This window comes from Acaryochloris sp. 'Moss Beach' (assembly GCF_021497025.1).
Taxonomy (GTDB): Bacteria; Cyanobacteriota; Cyanobacteriia; order Thermosynechococcales; family Thermosynechococcaceae; genus Acaryochloris; species Acaryochloris marina_A.
Window position 1 is genome coordinate 4,827,619 of record NZ_CP071717.1, and the last position, 23,392, is coordinate 4,851,010.

At 46.0% G+C, this 23,392-nt stretch carries 18 protein-coding genes; 14 read left to right on the forward strand and 4 right to left on the reverse strand.

Annotated features, from left to right (window positions below; translation table 11 throughout):
• Window positions 1-167: 167 nt before the first annotated feature.
• A complete protein-coding gene (locus HRE53_RS22770) occupies window positions 168-605 on the forward strand; it encodes a DUF6918 family protein (RefSeq protein ID WP_235108057.1) in 438 nt (145 codons plus the stop codon).
• A 173-nt stretch (window positions 606-778) separates the two neighbouring features.
• On the forward strand, window positions 779-2,428 hold the full coding sequence (locus tag HRE53_RS22775) for an L-lactate permease (RefSeq protein WP_235108058.1): 1,650 nt from the start codon (window positions 779-781) through the stop codon (window positions 2,426-2,428).
• 158 nt (window positions 2,429-2,586) lie between these two features.
• Here the strand turns inward: HRE53_RS22775 and HRE53_RS22780 are convergent, their stop codons facing one another.
• From HRE53_RS22780 to chrA, 3 genes are all read right to left on the reverse strand, one after another.
• Window positions 2,587-3,048: a pentapeptide repeat-containing protein gene (locus HRE53_RS22780; RefSeq protein WP_235108059.1), complete on the reverse strand. Its 462-nt coding sequence runs from the start codon at window positions 3,046-3,048 to the stop codon at window positions 2,587-2,589.
• Between the two features lie 277 nt (window positions 3,049-3,325).
• Window positions 3,326-3,709 carry a pentapeptide repeat-containing protein gene (locus HRE53_RS34955; protein ID WP_315875871.1) on the reverse strand — a complete coding sequence of 128 codons (384 nt, stop codon included), beginning with the start codon at window positions 3,707-3,709 and terminating at the stop codon, window positions 3,326-3,328.
• A gap of 285 nt (window positions 3,710-3,994) precedes the next feature.
• Window positions 3,995-5,224, reverse strand: coding sequence for a chromate efflux transporter (gene chrA / locus HRE53_RS22785; RefSeq protein ID WP_235108060.1), 1,230 nt, complete (start codon window positions 5,222-5,224; stop codon window positions 3,995-3,997).
• Window positions 5,225-5,433: 209 nt separating this feature from the next.
• Between chrA and HRE53_RS22790 the strand changes: the two genes are divergently transcribed.
• Entirely contained in the window at window positions 5,434-6,339 is a 906-nt protein-coding gene (locus tag HRE53_RS22790; protein ID WP_235108061.1) for a D-hexose-6-phosphate mutarotase, read from the forward strand.
• 77 nt (window positions 6,340-6,416) lie between these two features.
• Here HRE53_RS22790 and HRE53_RS22795 read toward each other — a convergent pair whose 3' ends face one another.
• Entirely contained in the window at window positions 6,417-6,623 is a 207-nt protein-coding gene (locus HRE53_RS22795) for a hypothetical protein (protein ID WP_212665441.1), read from the reverse strand.
• A gap of 232 nt (window positions 6,624-6,855) precedes the next feature.
• On the opposite strand from HRE53_RS22795, the gene HRE53_RS22800 reads away from it, so the two are divergent.
• The 11 genes from HRE53_RS22800 to HRE53_RS22850 all read left to right on the forward strand — a co-directional run bounded on the left by HRE53_RS22800 (window position 6,856) and on the right by HRE53_RS22850 (window position 23,300).
• The gene (locus tag HRE53_RS22800) at window positions 6,856-7,704 is read left to right on the forward strand and encodes an urease accessory protein UreD (protein WP_235108062.1); all 849 of its coding nucleotides are present in this window, start codon (window positions 6,856-6,858) and stop codon (window positions 7,702-7,704) included.
• A gap of 13 nt (window positions 7,705-7,717) precedes the next feature.
• Entirely contained in the window at window positions 7,718-8,020 is a 303-nt protein-coding gene (gene ureA, locus HRE53_RS22805) for an urease subunit gamma (protein ID WP_212665443.1), read from the forward strand.
• A gap of 23 nt (window positions 8,021-8,043) precedes the next feature.
• Complete coding sequence (locus HRE53_RS22810; RefSeq protein WP_235108063.1) at window positions 8,044-9,096, forward strand: hypothetical protein; 1,053 nt, start codon at window positions 8,044-8,046, stop codon at window positions 9,094-9,096.
• Between the two features lie 136 nt (window positions 9,097-9,232).
• On the forward strand, window positions 9,233-9,859 hold the full coding sequence (gene arsH, locus HRE53_RS22815; RefSeq protein WP_212665445.1) for an arsenical resistance protein ArsH: 627 nt from the start codon (window positions 9,233-9,235) through the stop codon (window positions 9,857-9,859).
• Window positions 9,860-10,008: 149 nt separating this feature from the next.
• Window positions 10,009-10,314 (forward strand): urease subunit beta, encoded by a 306-nt coding sequence (locus HRE53_RS22820; protein ID WP_235108064.1) that lies wholly within the window; start codon window positions 10,009-10,011, stop codon window positions 10,312-10,314.
• Between the two features lie 261 nt (window positions 10,315-10,575).
• A complete protein-coding gene (locus HRE53_RS22825; protein WP_235108065.1) occupies window positions 10,576-12,444 on the forward strand; it encodes an AAA family ATPase in 1,869 nt (622 codons plus the stop codon).
• A 13-nt stretch (window positions 12,445-12,457) separates the two neighbouring features.
• Window positions 12,458-15,295 (forward strand): GAF domain-containing protein, encoded by a 2,838-nt coding sequence (locus HRE53_RS22830; protein ID WP_235108066.1) that lies wholly within the window; start codon window positions 12,458-12,460, stop codon window positions 15,293-15,295.
• A 79-nt stretch (window positions 15,296-15,374) separates the two neighbouring features.
• On the forward strand, window positions 15,375-20,192 hold the full coding sequence (locus HRE53_RS22835; protein ID WP_235108067.1) for a PAS domain S-box protein: 4,818 nt from the start codon (window positions 15,375-15,377) through the stop codon (window positions 20,190-20,192).
• A 13-nt stretch (window positions 20,193-20,205) separates the two neighbouring features.
• Window positions 20,206-20,793: a HAMP domain-containing sensor histidine kinase gene (locus HRE53_RS22840; protein WP_235108068.1), complete on the forward strand. Its 588-nt coding sequence runs from the start codon at window positions 20,206-20,208 to the stop codon at window positions 20,791-20,793.
• Window positions 20,735-21,673, forward strand: a complete 939-nt coding sequence (locus tag HRE53_RS22845) for a response regulator (RefSeq protein WP_235108069.1) — start codon at window positions 20,735-20,737, stop codon at window positions 21,671-21,673. Before HRE53_RS22840 ends, HRE53_RS22845 begins: the two co-directional genes overlap by 59 nt.
• Window positions 21,663-23,300, forward strand: a complete 1,638-nt coding sequence (locus HRE53_RS22850) for a response regulator (RefSeq protein ID WP_235108070.1) — start codon at window positions 21,663-21,665, stop codon at window positions 23,298-23,300. Before HRE53_RS22845 ends, HRE53_RS22850 begins: the two co-directional genes overlap by 11 nt.
• The last annotated feature ends 92 nt before the right edge of the window (window positions 23,301-23,392 follow it).

A 23,392-nucleotide genomic window follows, 5' to 3' on the forward strand; every position in this document is an offset into this window, starting at 1 on the left:
GATGGGCCTTGGCTATACTGGGTAAACTTGCTTAAAACAGGAAGGGCCGATTTTGAATTGACTCAAAAATATTGAGCTTAACTGCAAAGTTTTCTGAGAATAGACAACGGTTTGTTATCCTAGGCAAAATTTACCAAAGAAAAATTCGGAGTTAAGGAATTGCAACTATGACGCTGAGAGATCAAGTCCAAGACGAAGAAACTCAGGCTAGTATTGCTGCCGATTGTGCTCAACTCATGGATCAGCAAGTCGCAGCCAAAAAGGGAATGTCTGGCCTAGCCATTAAGACTGCTTATAAAGCATTAAAAGGAATTGGACCAGGGTATATTCCTCGAGCCCTGAAAAGCTTAGTGCCTCAAGCTTTAGACGCGCTTGATCCAATGTGGGCTGCAGGACTACAATCTGGAGATCCGGTGGGGCACTTGAGTCAAAACTCTGCTGAGACTGCAGATGTATTGCTAGGCGTGACGGATCACAAGTTGAGTGTGGCTAAGAATAAGATTGTCATTGCGACCTATAAAAAAGTTCGAAAATCGGTGAAAGGTGATGTGGAAGCAGCTGTTCCTGGGTTGGCCGAAATTCTAGGCAATTACGCCCATAATTAGGTCGGTCGCTTTTGTGGCTCCATATCATACCTATTTAATGACTTCATACCTATTTATTCAAGACGGTGAGCAGACAGATACATCTGCTTTATTAGGTGCTTAGCCCTTTATGTCATCCAACCCAGCATGGGTTGGATAAACCCAAATGATATTTCTTATACTCGTTGGTCGCGTTGATTCCCATTGCAACAGTATTCTTGCTGTTAGTGGTTGCTCGACGACCTGCGAGTCAAGCCATGCCCTTGTCTTATCTGGTGACGGTTGGTGTTGCTTTGGGAGTTTGGCGAGTTCCTGGAGTGGAAGTTGCCGCGTCTAGTATTCAGGGATTGGTGGCAGCGACAGAGATTTTATATATCGTTTTCGGTGCGATTTTGTTGCTCAATACCCTGCAAGAATCGGGTGCGATCGCAACCATTCGCCAAAGTCTATTAGGGATCTCCCGAGATCCCAGGGTGCAGGTGATTGTCATTGCCTGGCTGTTTGGCAGTTTTATTGAAGGGGCTTCCGGGTTTGGCACTCCTGCCGTGATTACCGTGCCGTTATTGGTTGCCATTGGCTTTCCGGCGATGGCAGCCGTGGTGGCTGCGTTAATTATTCAGAGTACACCTTCGACCTTTGGCGCCGTGGGGACGCCGATCATTATTGGTATTGATGCGGGCTTAGACGGTGTGCCTGCAGTTAATCAACAGCTGGTTGATTTAGGGTTAACTCAACCGGAGTATCTGACCTTAATTGGGCAATGGGCGGGTGTGATTCATGGCGTGGTCGGCACTTTTCTACCCCTTGTTTTAGTGATGGTGCTAACAGCTGGATTTGGAGAGGGTCGATCTGTTCTAGATGGCTTAAGGGCCTGGAAGTTTGCCTTATTTGCAGGACTCGCGTTTACCGTTCCCTATACCCTAACGGCTTACTTTCTAGGACCGGAATTTCCCACCTTGATCGGGGGGTTAGTTGGTTTGGGGATTGTGATTCCCGCTGCTCGGAGGGGGCTGTTTACCCCTAAAACCCTTTGGGGTTTTCCCCGCGAATCAGAGGCTGTGTCCTTGTCTAACACCCTACCCAAAAGTATGCTGACTGCTCGCCAAGCTTGGTTGCCTTATGGGTTACTGGGGTTGTTTTTGCTATTGTCGCGTCTGGAGTTTTTGCCCATTCGCAGGGGGCTGCAGTCTCTGTCCTTAACCTGGACCCATATTTTGGGGACAGAAGTCAGTGCTGCGACCCGGCCTCTCTACCTTCCCCCGACGGTCTTTATCCTGGTGGTAATGATCACTTTTTTCCTGCATCGGATGTCTATGCAATCAATGCAGCGGGCTGTGATGCGAACTCTACCGATCTTGCAAAAGACGGCTTTGGCTCTGGGTTCAGCAGTTTTAATGGCGCGAGTGTTTATCAATACAGGTATCAATTCTGCTGGTCTAGCGAGTATGCCACTGGCCCTAGCGGACGGTATGGCAACCCTTGCCGGACAATCCTGGCCGTTTTTCGCCCCGATGGTGGGGATGGTGGGTTCCTTTGTGGCCGGGAGCGTCACCGTTAGCAATATGATGTTTGCGCTGTTTCAATTTGGGGTTGCATCCCAAATTGATGTATCTACGGCGATCATCCTAGGGCTGCAGTGTGTAGGAGCCTCCGCTGGCAATATGATCTGTGTATCCAATATTGTCACGGCTGAAGCGACCGTTGGTCTGGCAGGATGTGAAGGACTGCTGATTCGAAAAGTCTTTTTTCCAACGCTGTACTATTTGATTTTTGCGGGTATTTTAGGTGGACTAATTGTTCTGCTATCTCCCCTAGTAAGTGCTGTTATACTCAGAACGAGTTGAAAGTTTACTTTTTTCATGAGCTTCAAATCTCTTGTTAGAGAGAGTTATAGCTCAATCTAAAATGTTAAGCCCTCAGCCGTTGGCAGTATATGGGCATTTAGTGAAGTGGGCTGCACTCGATTGAACAAACAATAATCAAAACTAGTCATCACCCACTGCTAGGGAGTTTTTTGGTCTGTCAATATCTGTATGAATAGACCGAAGTAATTTTGACAAATTTGATAATAAGAATCTGAAGAACGGACCCGATTTAGATTCTTTGTTTGAGTGAGAACTGTAGGTGTTAATTTTGCCTGCCTAAAATCAGTACATCCTAAATCCGCTTGGCTAAAACTCGCATCTGTTAAGTCAGCCTTTCGGAAAGAGGTACCACCCATACAAGCGATCGCAACTGCAAGAGATTCAATAGGGGAATCTTTGTATTGTATGGATAGGAATCCCCTTGTCATATAAATACTAAGAGTAATTACTGTTAATGGAAGAAGTAGTGAAAACAAACTTGCATTATCAATGGCAGTAAATGCTACGGCAATACCTATACAACTACTTAAAATAGCGGTTGCAACTCCAATATCATCTTGAAGAATATAGGAAAAAAAAAGAATGGAATGCCCATACAAAAAAATTATCCATGTAATGGCAGTAGAGATTAAAAATGATATCCAAAAGCTGTTAAAAAAAATAAATACAACCTAAGATGAATTTGTCAGGATTCTTGGTAAACAGTTCAAAAAAAAGTAGGGAGGAGCAAGAAAGCATACAAAAACATCGACTCATGCAGTCTTCGATGGTATGTCTTCAAGGACTTGAATTTAATGAACGCGAAGAAAATACAAAAGCTGAGAATAGTGCTTGACAAAAGAATGATGATCGAGATTTTATTTGTCTCTTGATCTACTACTGGTAAGAAAATATAGACAAAGATAAAAAACATTGATAAAAAATAGATAAAGATGAAATAAAGCTAAAAAGAAATGTTTTAAATCCTTTCTGAATTTCGAATATCCAAAGAGTGATTAGGATGATATAAATTACTAGGCAATACCCAAAAGAATTAGTGAAAACTAAAGCACTAATTCCTTCTGCTAATAGGCCACTTAAGCCTGTTAATAAGTATGCAGTGATACCGAAGATATGAAGCCAGTTATTTTGCAAGCCAGCTTTTGCTAGTCTGAAACTTGAACCTTTAAGGCATGCCTGACTGAAGTCTGTACCCCGAATATCTGCACCACAAAAGTTCGCATCTGATAAATTCTGGCCTTTAAGCGATTCTCCGTGCAAATTAATGTCTTGGAAATCTCGTTCTCCAGCCTCATAGAGCTGTAATAGTTTTTTTGGCTTTCATATTCTTAGAGGTTTTATATTAGCTCTATCTTTATTTTGATTGATATTGAGCCAATTACCGTCGATTTTTCTGTTGGTTTAATTTTTGTTGATGCTTAGAACGTTGGTTTTTTCTGGACTAAACCCTGTTGAGTCTTTGGATTGAATAGCCGTATCTGTTGTCATAAACCTTACTCAAAGGTCTTTGTCCCCAAAACCTTATCTTCCATAAGCAGTCTTAATCTAGGCAGGCATGACTCCCACTATTAATCCTAAACCCGCACCGAGGGGGACTAGAAGCCAGGTGGGAGCTTTGTAGCGGATCAAGGCCTCTAAGGCGAGGAGTCCAATTACCCCAGAAGTGATGGAATAGAACAGGGTTGGTTGAGTCAAGGTTGTTCTGAGGAGGGGGATGGTGGCGGCTGCGATCGCACCCAGTACTGCAGGCGTAACTCCCTTTAAAAAAGCCCGAATCCAGGGATTCTCTCGGGCTCGCACAAGCAAAGGAGCCGCCAACATAATAAAGGCAAACGAAGGGGCAAAAATGGCAATCGTTGAGACCAAGGCTCCCAATACACCTGCCACCTTAAAGCCGACAAATGCTGCTGTTAACACCACAGGTCCTGGCGATAACTGACCAATGGCAACGCCGTTGATAAACTCCGTTTGGGTTAACCAGTGCAACTTTTCGACCACTTCAAATTCCAGTAAAGGAATGATGACCAGACCACCCCCAAAGATAAAGCTGCCCACCTTAAGGAAAAAGGTTGTTAGAGGGAGGAGGAACTCACCGATTCGTTCGAGTCCCCAAAAGCTAGAGAGGGTCAGGGTGTCCACTGGTAGAGTAGCCAGTAACAAAGGAGTAGGCGGTATCCACCAACCCCGGATAGAATGATCCGTTCCTCGGGGGCGGAACCACCAGAGCCCTATAAGTCCAGCCAAAATAAATTGGATTAAGACGTTGATGGAGGTGGTGAGGGTGAGGATAAAGATTGCGATCGCAATGCCAATCCCCACAAAATCCTTTAGGGTTTTCTTCGCCAACTTCCAGCAAAAGGCCAGAATAATGGCAATCACCACCGGTGAAACCCCCAAGAAAATATCATTAATCTGAGGCAGTCCTTGGAAGCGAAAATAACCCCAAGCTAAAGCCACCACAATTAAAAAGGCAGGTGCAATAAAGCAGAAGCCGGATACTAATGCTCCTAGTTGCCCTGCCCGAACATAGCCAATATAAATACCCATCTGGGTTGATGCAGGACCAGGCAGCATTTCGCAAACGGCCAACCCTTCCGTGAACTGTTCCGGCGTCAGCCATTGGCGGCGAACGACCGCTTCGTCATTGGCCATGGCGATATGAGCTTGGGGGCCGCCAAAGCCGATAGTTCCTAGTTTCAAGAACACCTTGGCTAATTCAATCAGGCGTTGGGATAGGGGTTGTACAGGAACAGACTCGATCTCTGACTGAATCATCTGGCAACACCACTACTGTGAAAACTGCTTGTAACTATTGCTTATAAAAAGCCATTTCCACTTGTACAAGGGTCAGCTTAAATTACGGTTAATGAGGTGAAAGTCCGGTACAGTCTTAGTGCCAGGACCAGGATCTCACTAAGCCGACTGGTGAGCCTGACAATCCTGACATTCCCTATATTTTTTAGCAACTTCGACAGCATTCCCCTATGAATATTGAGCAGCTCAATTCGGACTATGGTATTGCCGATCAACTTCAGTTCAGCCTTGGCAAGGGCGATCTTCCCGTCATCAAGATTAATAACACTCATGCCCAAGCGGTGATCTCTATCTATGCTGGGCAAGTCTTGTCCTACAAACCTGCTTCTGCCCCTGAAGACTTGATGTTTCTCAGCGAGAAAGCCTATTACCAGGCAGGCAAAGCCATTAAAGGAGGAGCCCCCATCTGTTGGCCTTGGTTTGGCCCTGACCCCGAGGGTTTAGGGCGAGCCAGTCATGGATTTGTGCGCAATCGGTTGTGGGCTGTGAAATCCACGTCTACCACACCCAATCAAGAGACCAAGGTCAAACTGGGATTAGTGGATACCCCTGAAACCCGAGAGATTTGGCCCCAATCCTTCGAACTATCCATTGAATTTACGGTAGGTTCCACCCTTACTATTGAACTGGTAACTCGCAATACAGGTGATCAGCCGTTTTCGATTACTCAGGCCCTTCATACCTATTTTCAAGTGGGAGATATTGCGCCCCTCAGTATTCAAGGTCTGGAGGATAAGGCCTACATTGATAAAGTCGATGGGGGACTGCAAAAACAGCAAGCTGGCCAGATTACGATCGCTGAAGAGGTGGATCGGATTTATTTAGGGGCTTCCTCAGACTTAGCGATTGCAGATCCAGCTCTTAACCGCCGCATCGAAATTACGGCTTCAGGGAGTCAAACGGCTGTGGTTTGGAATCCTTGGGTGGATAATGCCGCCAAGATGGCTGACTTACAGGATGATGATTATCAAAAATTTGTCTGTGTAGAGACCGCAAATGCAGCGAATGAGGTGATTGAGATTCAGCCGGGGACTGCCAACAGCCTATCTGCAGACTATCGAATCGTCCAAGTTTAACGGGTTGAGGATAGCGCTAAAACTTGAGGAAGTGTGAATGAGATCGCATTCACACTTCCCCTGCTGATGTCATGGATTTAAAGGGAATCTTCCAAAATGCGATGCTCTGGAGGGATCTTTTCAATGGCAGCTCTTTGCCGGGCATCCTTTTCCTCCTTCTGCTTGGCTTTAATTCGTGCTTTAGCCGCTTTTGCCCGCATCTTGTGGGCATCGTCATTGTAATTCTTACGAATATTCTCAGTATCTCGGGCAGGCGAAACAGAGTATTTATCTTGATCTGACATAGACAGACGGACTAGTAAGACAACGTGAGCGTAAGCATTATGACAGTTATTGATCAGAGTTAAAACCAAGAAGGGATAGGTTTTAGAAAACGTAATAACTCCATTCAAGAACTAAATTGAGGATGAGATTGTCCCATCATTCAAATAGAAAAGATTCGGTCATATAAATTTAGTGATAAGTTATTGAAAACCTATCTATCTTGATAGTTATAAATCTTGCCCTAATCATTGAATGCAGCAACTTGCTAGACAGCCAGACTCAGCGAGCTGGCATGGTCGCCTGAATTTGACTTATGAGAAAACAGCTCACCAAACTCAGATTCAAAGTAGTTATCATCAAGCTCCTCTCAATCTGCAACGCCCTTTTTATCCCGAAGGGCCAGTTTGTCATAGTGTGATGATGCATACCGCAGGGGGAATGGTGGGAGGAGATCGTCTCTCCATTCATGTTGATCTACAGCCCCAATCCCACGCCTTGCTGACGACAACATCGGCTGGCAAAGTCTATCGTTCTAATGGGTATGCTGCTCAACAAACGATTCACTGTGAGCTGGCTGCCAATGCAGTTCTAGAATGGCTGCCCTTAGAAACCATCGTCTTTGATCAAGCGCAGTTTCGCCAATCCTTTCGAGTTGATCTGGGGCCAGACGCTATTTACTGCGGTTGGGAGATGACTCGATTTGGTCGCAGTGCCCGAGGTGAACAGTTTACCCAGGGGGATTGGCGATCCCAGACTGAAATCTGGCAGCAAGGCACTCCTCTTTGGATTGATCGCCAGTGGTTGCCGGGACAACCAGAGATTTGGTATAGCCCCCATGGATTGGCTGGACAACCGGTCGTTGGCAGCTTTCTTTGGGTCGGGCAGGCGGTAGAACCCAAGACGATTCAGGCAGCTCGTGAACTTTGGCAGCCCACAGATGCTGCTGAGGGGGGGATCACTCGCTTACCCTTGGGGTTGATCTGTCGATATCGTGGTCCCTCTAGTCAAGCGGCCCGCCAATGGTTTATACAGGTGTGGAATCTCTTGCGATCCACCCATTTGGGACGCCCTGCCTGTCCCCCCCGTGTTTGGCCACTCTAAAACGAGGTAATCCATGCAACTCACTCCCCAGGAAAAAGATAAATTGCTGGTGTTTACAGCGGCACTGCTAGCAGAACGGCGGAAGGACCGAGGGATAAAGCTCAATTACCCTGAGGCGGTGGCCTATATTACTGCGGGTATTTTAGAAGGGGCACGAGAGGGACGGACCGTTGCTGAATTAATGAGCTATGGCACCACGCTGCTCAGTCGGGCCGATGTTATGGATGGAATTTCGGAGATGATTCCTGAAGTTCAGGTGGAAGCCACATTCCCTGATGGAACCAAGCTCGTGACGGTTCATCATCCTATTCCTTAATTTGACGGCTAACGAGGGGGACAATGCCCAATCAAGGGGGATGGAAACGTTGGTTAAGCATCATGTTTTGCTGTTGGCTTCTACTCAGTGGGCCAGCCTTTGGATTTGTCACGGATAATGCCCTTACCAACAATACGCCCAATAACTTTGCGGATGATCTGCAGGATGCGGCTCGCTGGAGTAATGTGCCGGGTTCGGTTTTGTCTAACGTGCGAGGACTGGGAGAGGGATTGGAATATGCGATCGCATCCGACTTTTGCTCCCAGATCATTCCCCTATTTCAAGATCCTCAACCGCCGACCTGTGCCCAAATCGAAGCGGAGATTCAAAAAGCCCTAGATCACTGGGGAGACAATCATCCTGTCCTTCAATTTACGCCAGTGACCAGCCTAGCTGCCCAAATCCCCCCAGATGGAGCGCGGGAGCCGTGGCGAGGGTTTGGGGCAGAGATTGATCTGTTTGTCCGCAGCCCTGAAGACTATCCCCTAGTTGCAAACTTTGGGGCCTACACTAGCTTTTGGTTCACCAATGAAACTCCCATTGGTATGCAGGGACAGCCCGTTTCTGGCAAAACCATTACCAGTGCTGATATCGTTTTCAACAATCGTAGTTGCTACTTTTTCGATACCCAAACCCCTATTTCCGGCTGTAACCACTTTGAGTCTTTGCTCATTCATGAGGTGGGTCATGCTCTAGCGTTAGATCACCCGAACGAGTTTCCCCAACGTAACTTTGATACGGATAAGATCCCTGGCAATTCGATGCTGATTGACTGTCAACAGCCTACCAAGACCCTGAAATTAGTCTCCCAAATTGACTCGGCAGCCATTATGAATAGCAGTTTGGGGGATGCTGCTGAGCCGCTGCCGAAACTTAGTCCAGATGATCTGGGCGGCCGAAATTTCCTCTATCCCTTATGCCAAACGGTCATTCCTGCAAACCTATCCAGCGCTGGACCTAACCCTTGGCAGCTATTTGGCATCTTGTTGGCGATCAGTTTCTGTGGTGTGTTTGGCATTGCGACGATCCTGCAACGGTTAGAAAAGCAGCGCCGCAAAAGAAAGCGTCAGCACTGAATGTATATTGAGTCTGAAGGGAAAGACTGATGGCGCGTAATCGCACAAACTCGTTCTTCATCCCACCGTTTTCAAAGGTGGGCTTTCAAACTTTAGGATCTCTGTAACTTTTATATTCTTCAGGTTTAGATAACAGATGAGCTTTGATCATCCACCTCGGATCTTATTTCTGTATGGCTCTCTAAGAGAGCGTTCCTACAGCCGTCTTCTGGCAGAAGAAGCATCTCGCATTATTGAAGAGATGGGGGCAGAAGTGCGCTTTTTTAACCCTCGGGGACTGCCATTACATGGTGCTGAATCCGATTCCCATCCCAAAGTTCAGGAGCTGCTGACCCTCGTCCAATGGTCAGAGGGTCAGGTTTGGTCTAGTCCAGAGCTCCACGGAAATATTTCTGGGTTGATGAAAACCCAGATTGACTGGATTCCTTTGAAGTTGGGAGCTGTAAGGCCAACCCAAGGCAAGACACTCGCAGTGATGCAGGTCTCCGGGGGTTCCCAGTCTTTTAATGCGGTCAATACAATGCGGCTGCTGGGTCGGTGGATGCGAATGTTTACCATCCCTAATCAATCGTCTGTTCCCAAGGCATATCAGGAATTTCATGAGGATGGACGGTTTAAAGACTCGGCTTATCGTGATCGTGTGGTGGATGTGATGGAAGAACTGTATCGGTTTACTTTGCTGCTTCGCGATAAAGTGGATGACCTCACGGATCGCTACAGTGAACGCAAGGCTCAGCAACAGGCAGACATCTCTAAAATCTAATTACATTCCATTGGCATATGCTTGAGCAAACTTCCAACGCCATTTGCGAATGGCTCAAAAAATATAGAACAGGTTTCTAAAACAAGTTCTAGACCTCAGGGAAAAAGTACCGTAAAGTAGCTAGAAAGTATACTTCAGGCAGCCCCATCATGATTCCTGGTGAACTCTTTCCTGAAACAGGCGATATCGAACTTAATGCAGGCCGGGCAACGGAGAAGGTGACTGTTGCAAACACCGGCGATCGCCCGGTGCAGGTAGGGTCTCATTTTCACTTTTATGAAGTGAATTCAGCTCTCGAATTTGATCGGGAACAAGTGAAAGGGATGCGGCTAGATATTCCTGCGGGAACAGCCGTGCGCTTTGAACCAGGCGACCAGCGGGATGTTACTTTGGTGCCTTTGGTCGGGCAACGAAAAGTGTTCGGATTTAATGGCGAAATTCAAGGTAGTTTATAGTCTATTTCGGTTGAATTTATTAGATATCAAATTGTCTTTAACTCTCTATTTTATATCTCTTTATTGACAAATAGAGATTGATAAAGATTTCCTTGCCTATCTGAGTTTGAATTCAACTAGTTTTTCAGACTTAAAGTTATTAGCCAGAGGAAAACCATTATCCTCTCATGATTCGTTATTCTGTTGGTGGAACCCCTAACAGAATTGTTTTTTGTGGGGCATCCTCAATAGAACGGTGCATTGTTAAGGAGCCAGTTCCAGATGGAGCCCGCTATCTCCCAATACTTACCTCAGTACAAATTTTTGGAAGTTTTGTACGACAGTAAGCAAACGCGAGTTTATCGAGGGATTAGGATAGCGGATCAGTTGCCTGTGGTCATTAAAACTACGGCTCCATTTCAGCCTTGGCCGTTTGCTGAGCATGTTGCTTTTCGCAATCAATTTACGATTGGTCGTAATCTTCAGCATCCTGGCATTATCCAGATGCTGAGCTTGGACTCTTTTGATAGCACCTATGCCTTGGTGATGGAGGATATGCAAGGCATTTCTTTAGCCGATTTTCTCAAGTCTCCTGTTTCCTTGACGGATGGTTTGCACATTGCTCTTCAACTCACTGATGTGCTCCACTATTTATGCCAACAACGGGTTATTCATAAGGATATTAAACCTGCAAATATCATTATTCATCCTCAAAGCAAACAGATAAAGCTCACTGATTTTGGAATTGCCTCTTTACTTCCCAGGGAAACCCAAGAAATTCAGAGCCTTAATGTTTTAGAAGGGACCTTGGCTTATCTTGCTCCTGAACAAACGGGACGCATGAATCGAGGTGTAGATTATCGGACCGATTTCTATGGTCTGGGGGTAACGCTGTATGAGGTGCTAACGGGACAGCTACCGTTTCAGTCAGAAGACTTGATGGAGTTGGTTTATGACCAGATTGCTAGGGTGCCCACTCCTCTAACAGACATCAATCCTAAAGTGCCAGTACCCATTGCAAATATTGTTCTGAAGTTGTTGGCGAAGAACGCAGAAGATCGCTATCAGAGTGCCTTGGGATTGAAGCATGATTTGGAACTTTGTCTGACTCAGTTGACTGAGGGAGAAGAGATTGAGCCTTTTGAATTGGGGGTGCGGGATGTCTGCGATCGCATCTTGATACCCGAAAAACTTTATGGCCGTGAAGCTGAAGTCAAAACCCTGCTGGATGCCTTTGACCGAGTTGCTCAGGGTAGTTCAGAGCTACTGTTGGTGGCTGGCTTCTCTGGCATCGGTAAAACCGCTGTGATCAACGAAGTTCACAAACCCATTACCCGCCAAAATGGCTACTTTATTAAGGGTAAGTTCGATCAATTCAACCGCAATATTCCTTTCTCAGCTTTTGTGCAAGCGTTTCAGAGCTTGGTGGGGCAGTTACTGGGTGAATCGGATACGGCTTTGGCAGATTGGAAAGCCAAAATTTTAAATATCTTGGGAGAGAATGCTCAGGTTCTGATCGACGTCATACCAGAGTTAGGGCAGATCATCGGTGCACAACCTGCGGTGACTGAGCTATCGGGTATGGCCGCTCAGAATCGGTTTAATGTGCTGTTCGGCAAATTTATGCAGATTTTTGCCAGTGCAGAGCATCCTTTGGTGATTTTCTTGGATGATTTGCAGTGGGCAGATTCAGCGTCTTTGAATTTGTTAACGCTGCTGTTTGATGCATCAGAGTCGGGCCATCTATTGGTGCTGGGGGCCTATCGGGACAATGAAGTATGTTCAGCCCATCCCTTGATGCTGACATTGCAGGGGCTGCAAGAACAGGAAAGACTCCTGCATACATTAACCCTGGGACCGTTGGCTCAATCTGATGTCAATCAGTTAGTGGCGAAGACGCTCCTATGTGCGCCTAACATTGCTACGCCCTTATCTCAGCTGCTGTATCAAAAAACAGGTGGAAATCCATTTTTCACGACTCAATTTTTATTGGAGCTATACGATCAGCGCTGTATTTACTTTGATGGCGATGCTGGCCATTGGCTCTGTCATTTAGCAAAGGTTCAACAACTAGCCTTAACAGATAATGTTGTAGAGTTCTTAATCGAAAGATTAAAACAATTACCTGAAAAAAATCAAAAAAATACTTAATATCGCAGCTTGTTTGGGAGATTCGTTTAATTTATCCACCTTAGGGATTATCACTCAGCAATCCCATGCAGATCTGGCCGATAGCCTATGGCCCAGCTTGCAGATGGGAATCGTCATCCCGAAAAATAGCACTTACAAATTTTTTCAGGGTACTCCACAGGAACCCTCTACAACGGTTCCTGTCGCCTATGAATTTCTCCATGATCGAGTTCAGCAAGCTGCCTATGAGTTGGCCAGTCATGAACAGGATGCCCTATTACTCAGACTAGAGATTGCCCGTAAACTCTTACAAAAGCATGGCTCTAAAGAGGACCAGCGGCAGCTATTTCTGATTGTTGAGAACTATAACCAGGGTTCATCTATCCTCAGTACACCAGAGGAGAAATTTCTACTCTTTTCTCTGAATCTTCAGGCGGGTCAACAGGCACTTTCTACCCTTGCCTATGACACTGCGAGCCTTTATTTCTCTAAAGCAAGGAGTCTCTATGAAGACTACGGCATTACCCATGAAGACTTAAAGTTCGAGCTTGATTGCGCATCGATTGAAGCTGAATATCTCAATAGTCGATGGGATCAAGCGACAGAACTACTGGAAACACTTCCCCTGTCCCGCCTGAATGAACATCAACAGCTTCATATCACTGCCCTAACCATTCGAGTGTGGGTTGCTCAACAGCGGTTTGTGGAGGCGCTGGATCGGGGAGTGTCTGTTCTGGCTAGCCAAGGAATCCATCTAGTCAGCCTTGCCGAAAATGATCGCATCAAAGCTCAGTTGCTCACAAGTCAACTTGAGAAAATTCCAGCGATGGAGGGCAACATCACCCTGAAGATGGGAATTTTGCTGGAGATGTGTAGCTCTGCCATTTTTACCAATCCGCCCCTATTCTTCCAAATTATCCTGACCTTGGTGGATCTTTCCCGGCAGTTTGGCTACTCGGAACTGTCGGCCTTTGGCTTTGCGAATTACGGCATGCTGTTAGGCAATATGGAGGATTATGGGGCTGCTGATGCAGCGGGCCAAGTCTCTCAAGTCTTGCTGAACCACTTCAATAGCAAGCTCTTGCGTACCAAGGTCGATATGGTGCACTTCTCCTATGTGGCATCTATTCAAACCCCCTTACGAAACTGTTTGCAGCCTTTGGCCAGAGGCTATCAGAACGGCTTAGACGTGGGTGATCTAGAATTCTCAGGATATTGTGCCAATAACTATTGCACGTATCTTTGGATGAGTGGCAAACCTCTGGAAGAGATCCTAGACATTCAAAAAACGTATATTAGTTGGCTCCAATCAAAAAGACTGTTTTTTTCATGGGCCTATGTACAGTTTTGGCACCTGTTGTCCCTCAATCTCTCGGGTCAATCCAGTCGTGTTACCGAGTTTAAGTCAGAAGACTTTGATGAGTCTGGGGTCGTCGCTCAACTTGAAGAAGTCCAGGCAGGGACGGCTCTATATGCCTACTATTTGGCAAAAGGTATTTTGTTTGTCTATCTAGACCTATGGGAAAAAGCAGAGAGTGCTTTTCAGAAAGCTGCAACCTATCAATCTTCTATTGCTGGCTATCAGGCGAAGCTGTTGCCGTTCTATCGGGGAATAACAGCCGCCAACCTGGATAGAACGTCGAACCACACCCGCATTAATGCTGCGAAGGAGTTCTTATCTGAGCTGGCCAAGTTTGCCCCCGAAAACTTTCAGCACAAATATCAGCTGGTGCTGGCGGAGCAGCATCGTTTAGCACAAAATTATGCTGAAGCCATTGCTGGTTATGAAGCAGCCATTCAGGGGGCTAAAGAGAATCAATATCTCCAGGACGAAGCCCTTGCCCATGAGCTAGCGGCTAAATTTTATCTCAACTGGGGTAAAGAAAAGGTAGCTGCAGGCTTTATGCAAGATGCTTACGGTTGCTATGCCCGTTGGGGAGCCCAAGCAAAAACGAACGCCCTGGAACAGCGCTACCCTGATTTACTGAAACCGATCTTGCAACCTACTCCTCAGCCCATCAATCCTTGGGACTCTTTAGCGAGTCTGGCTCGGCTGAACCTTTCGATTCATTCTTCTGCTTCGGTTCAGTCTCCTTCCACCAGTATCAATACAGCTTTTGATTTAACTGCGCTCCTCAAAAGCAGCCAAGCCCTTTCGGAAAGTCTCAACTTTGATGAATTGCTAGAACGACTAGCGCCAATGATGCTGCAAAATTCTGGCGCAGATCAGCTGGTTCTGTTGTTGCCTGAGTCAGAGGGGAGCTGGCAGATTCGGGCCACGGCTACCCCTGACCATACTCATCTGTCTTCTGTTCCTTTGGCAGAGGATTCTGATTTACCGACTCAATTGATTCAGTATGTCAAAAATACCCAAGAAGTACTGGTCGTTGATGATCTCAAGACTGACTTGCCGATCGTGGACGATTATTTTCAGGTGCATCAGCCTCGGAGTGTTGTGTGTTTACCGATTCGGTATCAGGGAGAACTCAGTGGGTTGCTGTATTTGCAGAATCAATCTACGTCTGGTGTATTTACGCGCGATCGCATCACCGTACTCAATTTTCTCTGTTCTCAAGCTGCCATCGCGCTAGAAAATGCTCGACTTTATCAAACATTAGAACACCATGTTGATGAGCGAACTCAAGCGCTCCAGAAAAATCAATATATTTTGGAAAACCTACTGTTCAGCACTGGGTCAGTGACGGGAGAAGCAGTGTTTCCCACTCTGGCAGAACAAATGGCAAATGCCCTGAAATGTGCCCATGTGTTGATATCCCAAATCCGTGGAGATACCTTAGAAACCTTAGCTTGGTATACCAATAATCAGTTACAGGCAAAATTGACCTATCCCAGGGCTCATACCCCCCTGTGAAGCCTCGATTCAGCAGGGCAATCACTATTGTCCCTGTGGGGTACAGGAGGCCTTTCCCCTTGACCCTGATTTAGTCGAGATGGGGGTTGACAGCTATCTGGGCGTTGCCTTGAAAGATCGCACAGGGCAAGTGATTGGCGTGATTTGTGTATTAGACTATGAAACCATTGAAAATATAGAATTTGCCCGTATGGTCCTGCAAGTTTTTGGGGAGCGGGCAGCGGCTGAATTAGAGCGTCAGCAAGCGCAGCAGGCGTTAGAACAGCTTAACTTAGAACTAGAGGTCCGTGTTCAAGATCGCACTGCCCAACTGGCCGCGTCAGAACAACGTCTGCAAACGTTATTCAACCAAGCAGTGGATGCTGTCGTATTACTCGGTGAAGAAGGGTTTATCGATTGCAATCAGGCAGCCATTGATCTGTTCGGATATGCCAATAAGACTGAAATAGTAGCACTACAGCCCCACCAGCTTTCACCGGAGAGACAATCCGACGGTCAACGCTCAGCAGATAAGGTTGAAACCATCATGCAGGAAACGCTCCAAAAGGGAAGTTCCCAATTTGAGTGGCTCCATCAACGTGTCGATGGAGAAACCTTTTGGGCAGAAGTTTCCCTGACGCCGATTCAGTATCAGGGAGAACTGATCGTTCACAGCATTATTCGAGATATTAGCGTTCGCAAGGCCGCTGAAATATCTTTACGGGCAAGTGAGGCTAAATTCCGTAACCTACTTTCCAACCTTGATGGTGCAGTTTACCGCAGCCAGTATGATATCGATTGGACGCTAGAGTTTGTCAGTGATGCCATTGCCGACCTATCCGGTTATCCTGCTGCTGACTTTATCAATAACCGACATCGTAGCTACGCCAGCATTATCCACCCTGAAGACGTTGCCCTAGTGGATCAACTTGCGTCCCAAGCCGTTGCTGAGCACCAATCCTTCACGATGGAGTATCGGATCATCCATCGAGATGGCTCAACCCGTTGGGTCACTGAAAAGGGGAAAGGCATTTTTAATGAAACCGATCAACTCCAATATTTCGAAGGAGTGATTTTTGATATTAGCGATCGCAAACAACGTGAACAGGAACAAGCAAGACTCAATGCAATTCTAGAAGCCACTCCAGATTATATTGGCATTGCTGACCCTCAGGGAAATACCATCTGGAACAATCAAAGGCTCACGGAATTACTGGATTTGCCTGATGCTTCAGAGCTAGAAAAAGAACAAATTTCCCTCGCTTCCTTTCATCCAGAGTGGGTTCACCAAATATTTACAGAAGAGGCATTTCCTACCGCAGCCAGAGAAGGCACCTGGTTAGGAGAAACGGTCGTTATAGATGCCAAAGGTAGAGAAGTTCCTGTTTCTCAAGTTATCATTGCCCATCAAAATCCGGCAGGGGAAATAGAAAATTTCTCGACTATTATGCGAGATATTAGCGATCGCAAGCAAATGGAGACGGCGCTCCAGCTAAGTGAAGCCCGAGCCAAATCTACTTTTGAGCAAGCAGCCGTGGGTTTCTTAGAAGTAGAGGTGAGCACCAAACAATGTATTCGAGTGAACGACCATTTTTGTAAGCTTATCGGTTACACCAGGGTTGAACTCTTGGGTATGACGGTTGCTGAGCTGACTCATCCAGATGATATCCCTGCATCTAAAGAGATGATGCAAAAGCTTTATTCAGGGGAAATTGAGAAATTCACTCTGGAAAAACGCTATTTGCGGAAGGATGGTACCTACTTTTGGGCTGAGACAACGGTCTTTTCCGTTGAGCTGCAAGATGGCGAAGCCGTTTATAGCGTTGGGCTAGTGCATGATATTAGCGAGAAAAAACGCTTGGAACTGGAGCGAAAACAGACTGAGCTCGCTCTACAGATCAGTGAGGCGAGAGCGAATGCAGGGTTTGATCAAGCCGCTCTGGGTATTGTTGAAAGTGAAATGAAGACTGGGAAACTGCTGCAAGTCAATGATTTTTATTGTGATCTGGTTGGCTATACGCACAGGGAACTGGAACAAATGTCCGTTTCAGAGTTAACTTACCCAGAAGATCGGCCTGAATCGAAGCGGTTAATTCAGGACTTATATCAAGGGAAAATTCAAGATTTCTCTATAGAAAAAAGATATATCCACAAAAATGGCTCGATTGTTTGGTCTTTAACAACGGTTACTCTCGTAAAGCTACCGGATGGAAAATCCCAATATTGCTTGGGGATGATCCAAGATATCACCGAGAAAAAGCGGCTAGAGTTTGAGCGCGAACAGGTTGAAGCAAACTCTCGGCTATTGGCATCAGTCGTTGAGTCTACTGAGGATGCCATTATCACCAAAGACTTAGATGGCACCATCACTAGTTGGAACCAAGCGGCCATCGATTTATTTGGCTATACCGCAGCCGAAGCGATTGGCCAGCCCATTGTGATGCTTTTCCCACGGGATCGGCTAGAGGAAGAAATCGAAATTATTGCTCGACTTAAGAATAAAGAGTGTATTGAGCATTTTGAAACGATTCGAATGCATAAAGCAGGGTATCCGATTGAGATTTCAGTCACTATTTCTCCATTGACTGATAGTCAGGGAGAGGTGATCGGAGCCTCTAAAATTATCAGAGATATTCGTGAGCGCAAAGCTAAAGAACAAGAACTGATTCTCACAAAGTTTGCTCTTGAAAATACAGCTATTGGCATTTTTTGGATTAATTCAGATGGGCAGTTTGTCAATGTGAATGAGGCTGCTTGTATTCACTTAGGCTATAACCAAGACGAGCTGAAAAATATTTTTGTATGGGATATTACACCTGAGTTTTCTATAAGAGATTGGCCTAGTTATTGGGCTGAGGTTAGCAATAAAGGCTATTCAAGATTTGAATCTTTTCATCAAGCTAAAGATAAAACTATCTTTCCAGTAGAAGTCACTAGTAACTATGTAGAGTACAAGGGCATTGGTTATTTGTTTGCTCAAGTACAAGATATTAGTGAGCGTAAATCTGCTGAAAAAGAGCGTATCCTCACTCAATTTGCGTCAGAGAATACGGCTACTAGCATTCTCTGGATTAATCAAGAGGGCGGTCTAATTAATGTTAATCGCTCGACCTGTGCCATCTTAGGCTATACCCCTAGGGAGCTGAAGCAGATGTCTATTTGGGATATCGATCCCTCGTTTCCTGCAAAGACCTGGCCAAATCGTTGGGAACAGCTCAGTCTAAATGGATATGAACGGTTTGAATCCCTTTATCAAGCCAAAGATGGCTCAACTTTTCCAGTAGAAATTATGGGTAACTACCTGGAGTATGAGGGAGTTGGCTACGTTTTTGCAGAAGTTCAAGATATTAGCGATCGCAAACGAGCTGAGAAAGTATTGCAGTTCACCCAATATTCTGTCGACAATGCTGCCGACTGTATCTTCTGGATTAAGCCTGAGGGTGGCTTTGCCTATGCCAATCATGCTGCTTCACGCATGCATGGCTATACCAGTGATGAGCTGATGTTATTGTCCGTATTTGATGTTAATCCCACCATCCCTCAAACATTTTGGCAGCCCCATTGGCAGGCAATCAAAGAACAGGGGAGTGTGAGTTTGGAGTCCCACCATCAAACTAGAGATGGGCAATTGTTCCCGGTGGAAATAGTTGCCAATTACTTAGAGTTTGAAGGAGAAGAATATAACTTTGTTCGAGTACGAGATATTAGTGCTCGTAAAGCTGCGGAACAGGAACTCATTCTCAAACAAAATCACTTAGAAGCCCTACTCAATAATATCCCCCATGTTGCCTGGATCAAAGATGCAGAAAGTCACTTTATTGCTGTAAATGAACCCTTAGCGCAGATGCTCAATTCCTCCCCAGCTGAGATGGTGGGCAAAACTGACTTCGACTTTTCTCCCGTAGAGATTGCCCAGGGTTACCAGAAAGACGATTTCCAGGTCCTAAATTCAGGTGTCAGCAAAGTAGTGGAAGAGAGGGCTCGACGGGGAGATGGCAGCTGGGGATGGCTGGAAACGGCAAAAACACCGTTCCGTGATCCTGAAGGACAATTTGCCGGGACTGTCGGAATTGCAGTAGATATTAGCGATCGCAAAGCGGCTGAACAAGCCCTGATTCAACAGCAAGCTCAGCTGAAAGCCTTGCTGAATAATATTCCCCAAATTGCTTGGCTAAAAGATGCGGATAGCCGATTTATTGCTGTGAACACCCCCTTTACAAAGGCCTGTGGGATGCCGATTGAAAACATTATTGGTCAGACCGATTTTGAGGTTTGGCCCCAAGACTTGGCTATCCATTATCGAGATGATGATCTCAAAGTTATGGTCTCTGGACAGCGCAAAATTGTCGAGGAACGGTTTTTCCGATTAGATGGCTCTCTAGGCTGGCTAGAAACGACGAAAACTCCCTTCCAAGACGACCAGGGGATGCTAGCGGGGACGGTTGGAATTTCTGCTGATATCACAGATCGAAAAGTCGCCGAGCAGGAGCTTTATGAATCCAAACAATTATTGAAATTGGTTCTGGATACTATTCCACAATTAGTGTTTTGGAAAGATCGACAGTCGGTTTATTTAGGGTGTAACCAAGGTTTTGCTCGGGTTGCTGGATTGAAGTATCCAGATGAAATTAACGGATTAAGAGATGAAGATTTGCCGTGGAAGCCAGAAGAGACCGCCTTTTTCTTAGAATGTGATCGCCGGATCATGGGTACCGGCCAAGCAGAGCTTGGTATTATTGAGCCCCAATTGAATGCAGAAGGTAAACAAACTTGGCTTGAAACTAACAAATCTCCCCTAAATGATGCAGAAGGCAATGTGATTGGTATTTTGGGGTCGATTCAGGATATCACTCAGCTCAAAGAAGCTGAAAAAACCTTAAAAAAATATCAACGAAGCACTAGAAGCACGGGTTTCTGAACGAACGGCAGCTTTGGAACAAACCAATTTTGCTTTAGCAGAGGCTAAGGAAATAGCAGATAGTGCGAACCAGGCCAAAAGCGAGTTTTTAGCCAACATGAGCCATGAGCTGAGAACGCCTCTAAATGGCATCCTTGGTTATGCCCAAATCCTCAATCGTTCTGACCAAATTTCTCCCAAGGATCAGCGAGGCCTAGAGGTGATTTATCAATGTGGATCGCATTTATTAACCCTCATCAACGACATCCTCGACTTATCAAAAATAGAAGCCCGCAAGTTAGAACTCAACCCGCATCCTACGGATTTGTTGACATTGCTATCCTCAGTGGTAGATATTTTCCATCTCAAGGCGACCCAGAAAGGCATTGACCTTCTGTTTCAACTGGATAACAACCTTCCCAAAGGAGTAGAGATAGACGAGAAGCGGTTTAGGCAGGTGTTGATTAATTTGGTGGGAAATGCCCTGAAGTTCACTGAACAAGGCAGTGTAACGTTTCAGGTGCTGCAGCTTGAGTCTCATGAGGGTCAAGCAACGCTCCGATTTGCAATCATTGATACGGGGGGTTGGGATTGCTACCGAACAGTTGTCTCGGCTTTTTAAGGCTTTTGAACAGGTTGGTGATTCACGAAATCATACGGAAGGAACTGGGTTGGGATTAGCGATTAGCCAACGGATTGTGCAACTCATGGGTGGAGAGATACAAGTATCGAGCCAGCTGGGGGTTGGCAGTGAATTCTCCTTTTGTGTGACGCTTCCACTGGCTCAAGAGGGTGCAATTGAAGTGACTGAATTGCCTTCCCAGCCAATCGTTAGCTATCTAGGAGATCGTCGTACCCTGTTAGTGATTGATGATCGCTGGGAAAATCGAGCCGTTATTCAGAACTTGCTGGCCCAGCTGGATTTTGAAATTGTGGAAGCAATGAATGGAGAGGATGGCCTAGAAAAACTTCAAGTCTGTCAACCCGATGCGGTGATTCTAGATTTGGCAATGCCGGTGATGGATGGCTTTGAATTTCTACAGCACTTGCGCCATGATGCAGCTTTCACTTCTTTTAAACGGATTCCAGTGATCGTTTCTTCGGCATCTGTCGGACCAACCGATCAGAAACTGTCGTTAGAACAAGGGGGGGATACTTTCCTGACTAAGCCGGTTGATGCTCAGGCATTGTTCCAAGTGCTGGCTGAGCAATTAAGTTTGGATTGGGTCTATGAGGATCACCCTGGAGGCTTTGAGCAGCAGGCGATTGCTGCTTCTCAAATGGTGATGCCCTCATCACAAATATTGCAAACCTTGCTTACTTTTGCCCAGATGGATAATGTCAGTGATCTAAGGGAACACTTGGAGCATTTGGTTGAAACAGATGTTCAGTATCTCCCTTTTGCTGAACCTATGCTGAAGTTAGCGAAACAGTATCGTACGGAAGAAATAGAAACCTTACTTCAGGAATACTTGGTCCAGGAGCAAACAGATGGAGAGTAGTGCTGAAATTATGGTGGTGGATGATACCCCCGCCAATTTAGAAGTGATTTCTGAAACCTTGTCTTCTGCAGGGTATCGGGTTGCCGCTGCCATTAGTGGGGAGCGGGCCCTCAAACGCCTCCAGACTCATCCTCCTGCCCTCATCCTTTTGGATATTCAAATGCCGGTGATGGATGGATTTGAAGTCTGTCGGCAAATCAAAGCGAATGCTGCCACGGTGAACATTCCCATCATCTTTATTACAGCTCGCTCAGATACCCAGAGCATTCTTCGCGGGTTTGATATCGGTGCCGTTGATTACATCAGCAAACCCTTTCAAGAAGCTGAACTCTTAGCCCGAGTCAAGACGCATTTACAGCTTTGCCATGTCAGTCAGCTCTATGATGTGGAGCACGAAAAAGCAGAACAACTTCAGCAGCTCAATCAGCAACTGTCCCTCACCCAATTCTCGGTGGATCATTCTGTAGATGGCATTCTCTGGTTCAACCTGGATGCGAGTATTGCCTATGCTAATGGGGCAATCTGTGAATTGCTGGGTTACTCCTTAGAGGAGCTATTGCAACTATCTAGCGCCGACTTAAAGGCCGACTGTAATGAATCTGAATGGAACGACTTTCAACAGAAAGCTAGAGAACAACAGTATTTGAGGTTTGAAGCTCAGTTACTCACCAAGGATGGCCAAGGGCTGCCTGTGGAGATTGCTCTTAACCATCTTCAATTTTCTAATCGTGAATATTACGTGATGCATTGTCGGGATATTCGCGATCGTAAAGCAGCAGAAGCGAAACTCCATCAGCTCAATACCGAACTAGACCAGCGGGTTCAAGACCGTACTCAAGAACTCTCAAATACTCTAGAAACACTGAAGTCAGCTCAAGCTAGTCTGGTTGAAGCCGAAAAAATGGCTGCTTTAGGGGCGCTAGTGGCAGGGGTTGCCCATGAAATTAATACGCCGATTGGCAATACCATCACGGTTGCTTCAACCCTTGCTGATGAAAGTGAAATATTTGTGGATGCTGCTGAAAACGGTCAACTTAAGCGGTCAACCCTCAGTCACTATCTCAATGTTGTCAGTCGATGCACAAAGTTAATTAATAGTAATCTGGGTCGAGCTGGCGATTTGATTCAAAGTTTTAAGCAAGTTGCGGTGGATCAATCCCATCGCGAATTGCGGACGTTTAATCTGAAAGACTATGTGGGAGAAGTGGTGACTAGCTTACAGCCCCAAGCAAGACGGTCAGGACTCACCTTGGACTTGGCAGGGGATGATTCTATTGTCCTCACTCATGATCCGGGGGTGTTTGCCCAAGTCATTACAAATCTAGTCACGAACTCCATCAAACATGGGTATCAGCCCGGAGAGGCTGGACAACTTCAGATTCAAATTGAACAGCAGGACCATCAAGTCCTGTTGACCTATCGTGATGATGGCTGTGGGATTCCTACTGAAAATCTTCCTAAGGTGTATGAACCCTTTTTTACGACTGCTCGCAATCGGGGGGGCACTGGACTGGGGCTCAATATTGTCTACAATATTGTGACTCAATCTTTGAAAGGGACCATCAAGATTGATAGCCAGATCGGACAAGGGACAACGTTTAGGATTGTGCTTCCCTACGAGTCCTAGATTGACTAACTCCTCTGGTTAGAGGGTCTAATTCGGAAAAAAGCTTTTGTCAGTGCAGCCCAATATCGATATTTGTAAAGGTTGCAGCGATC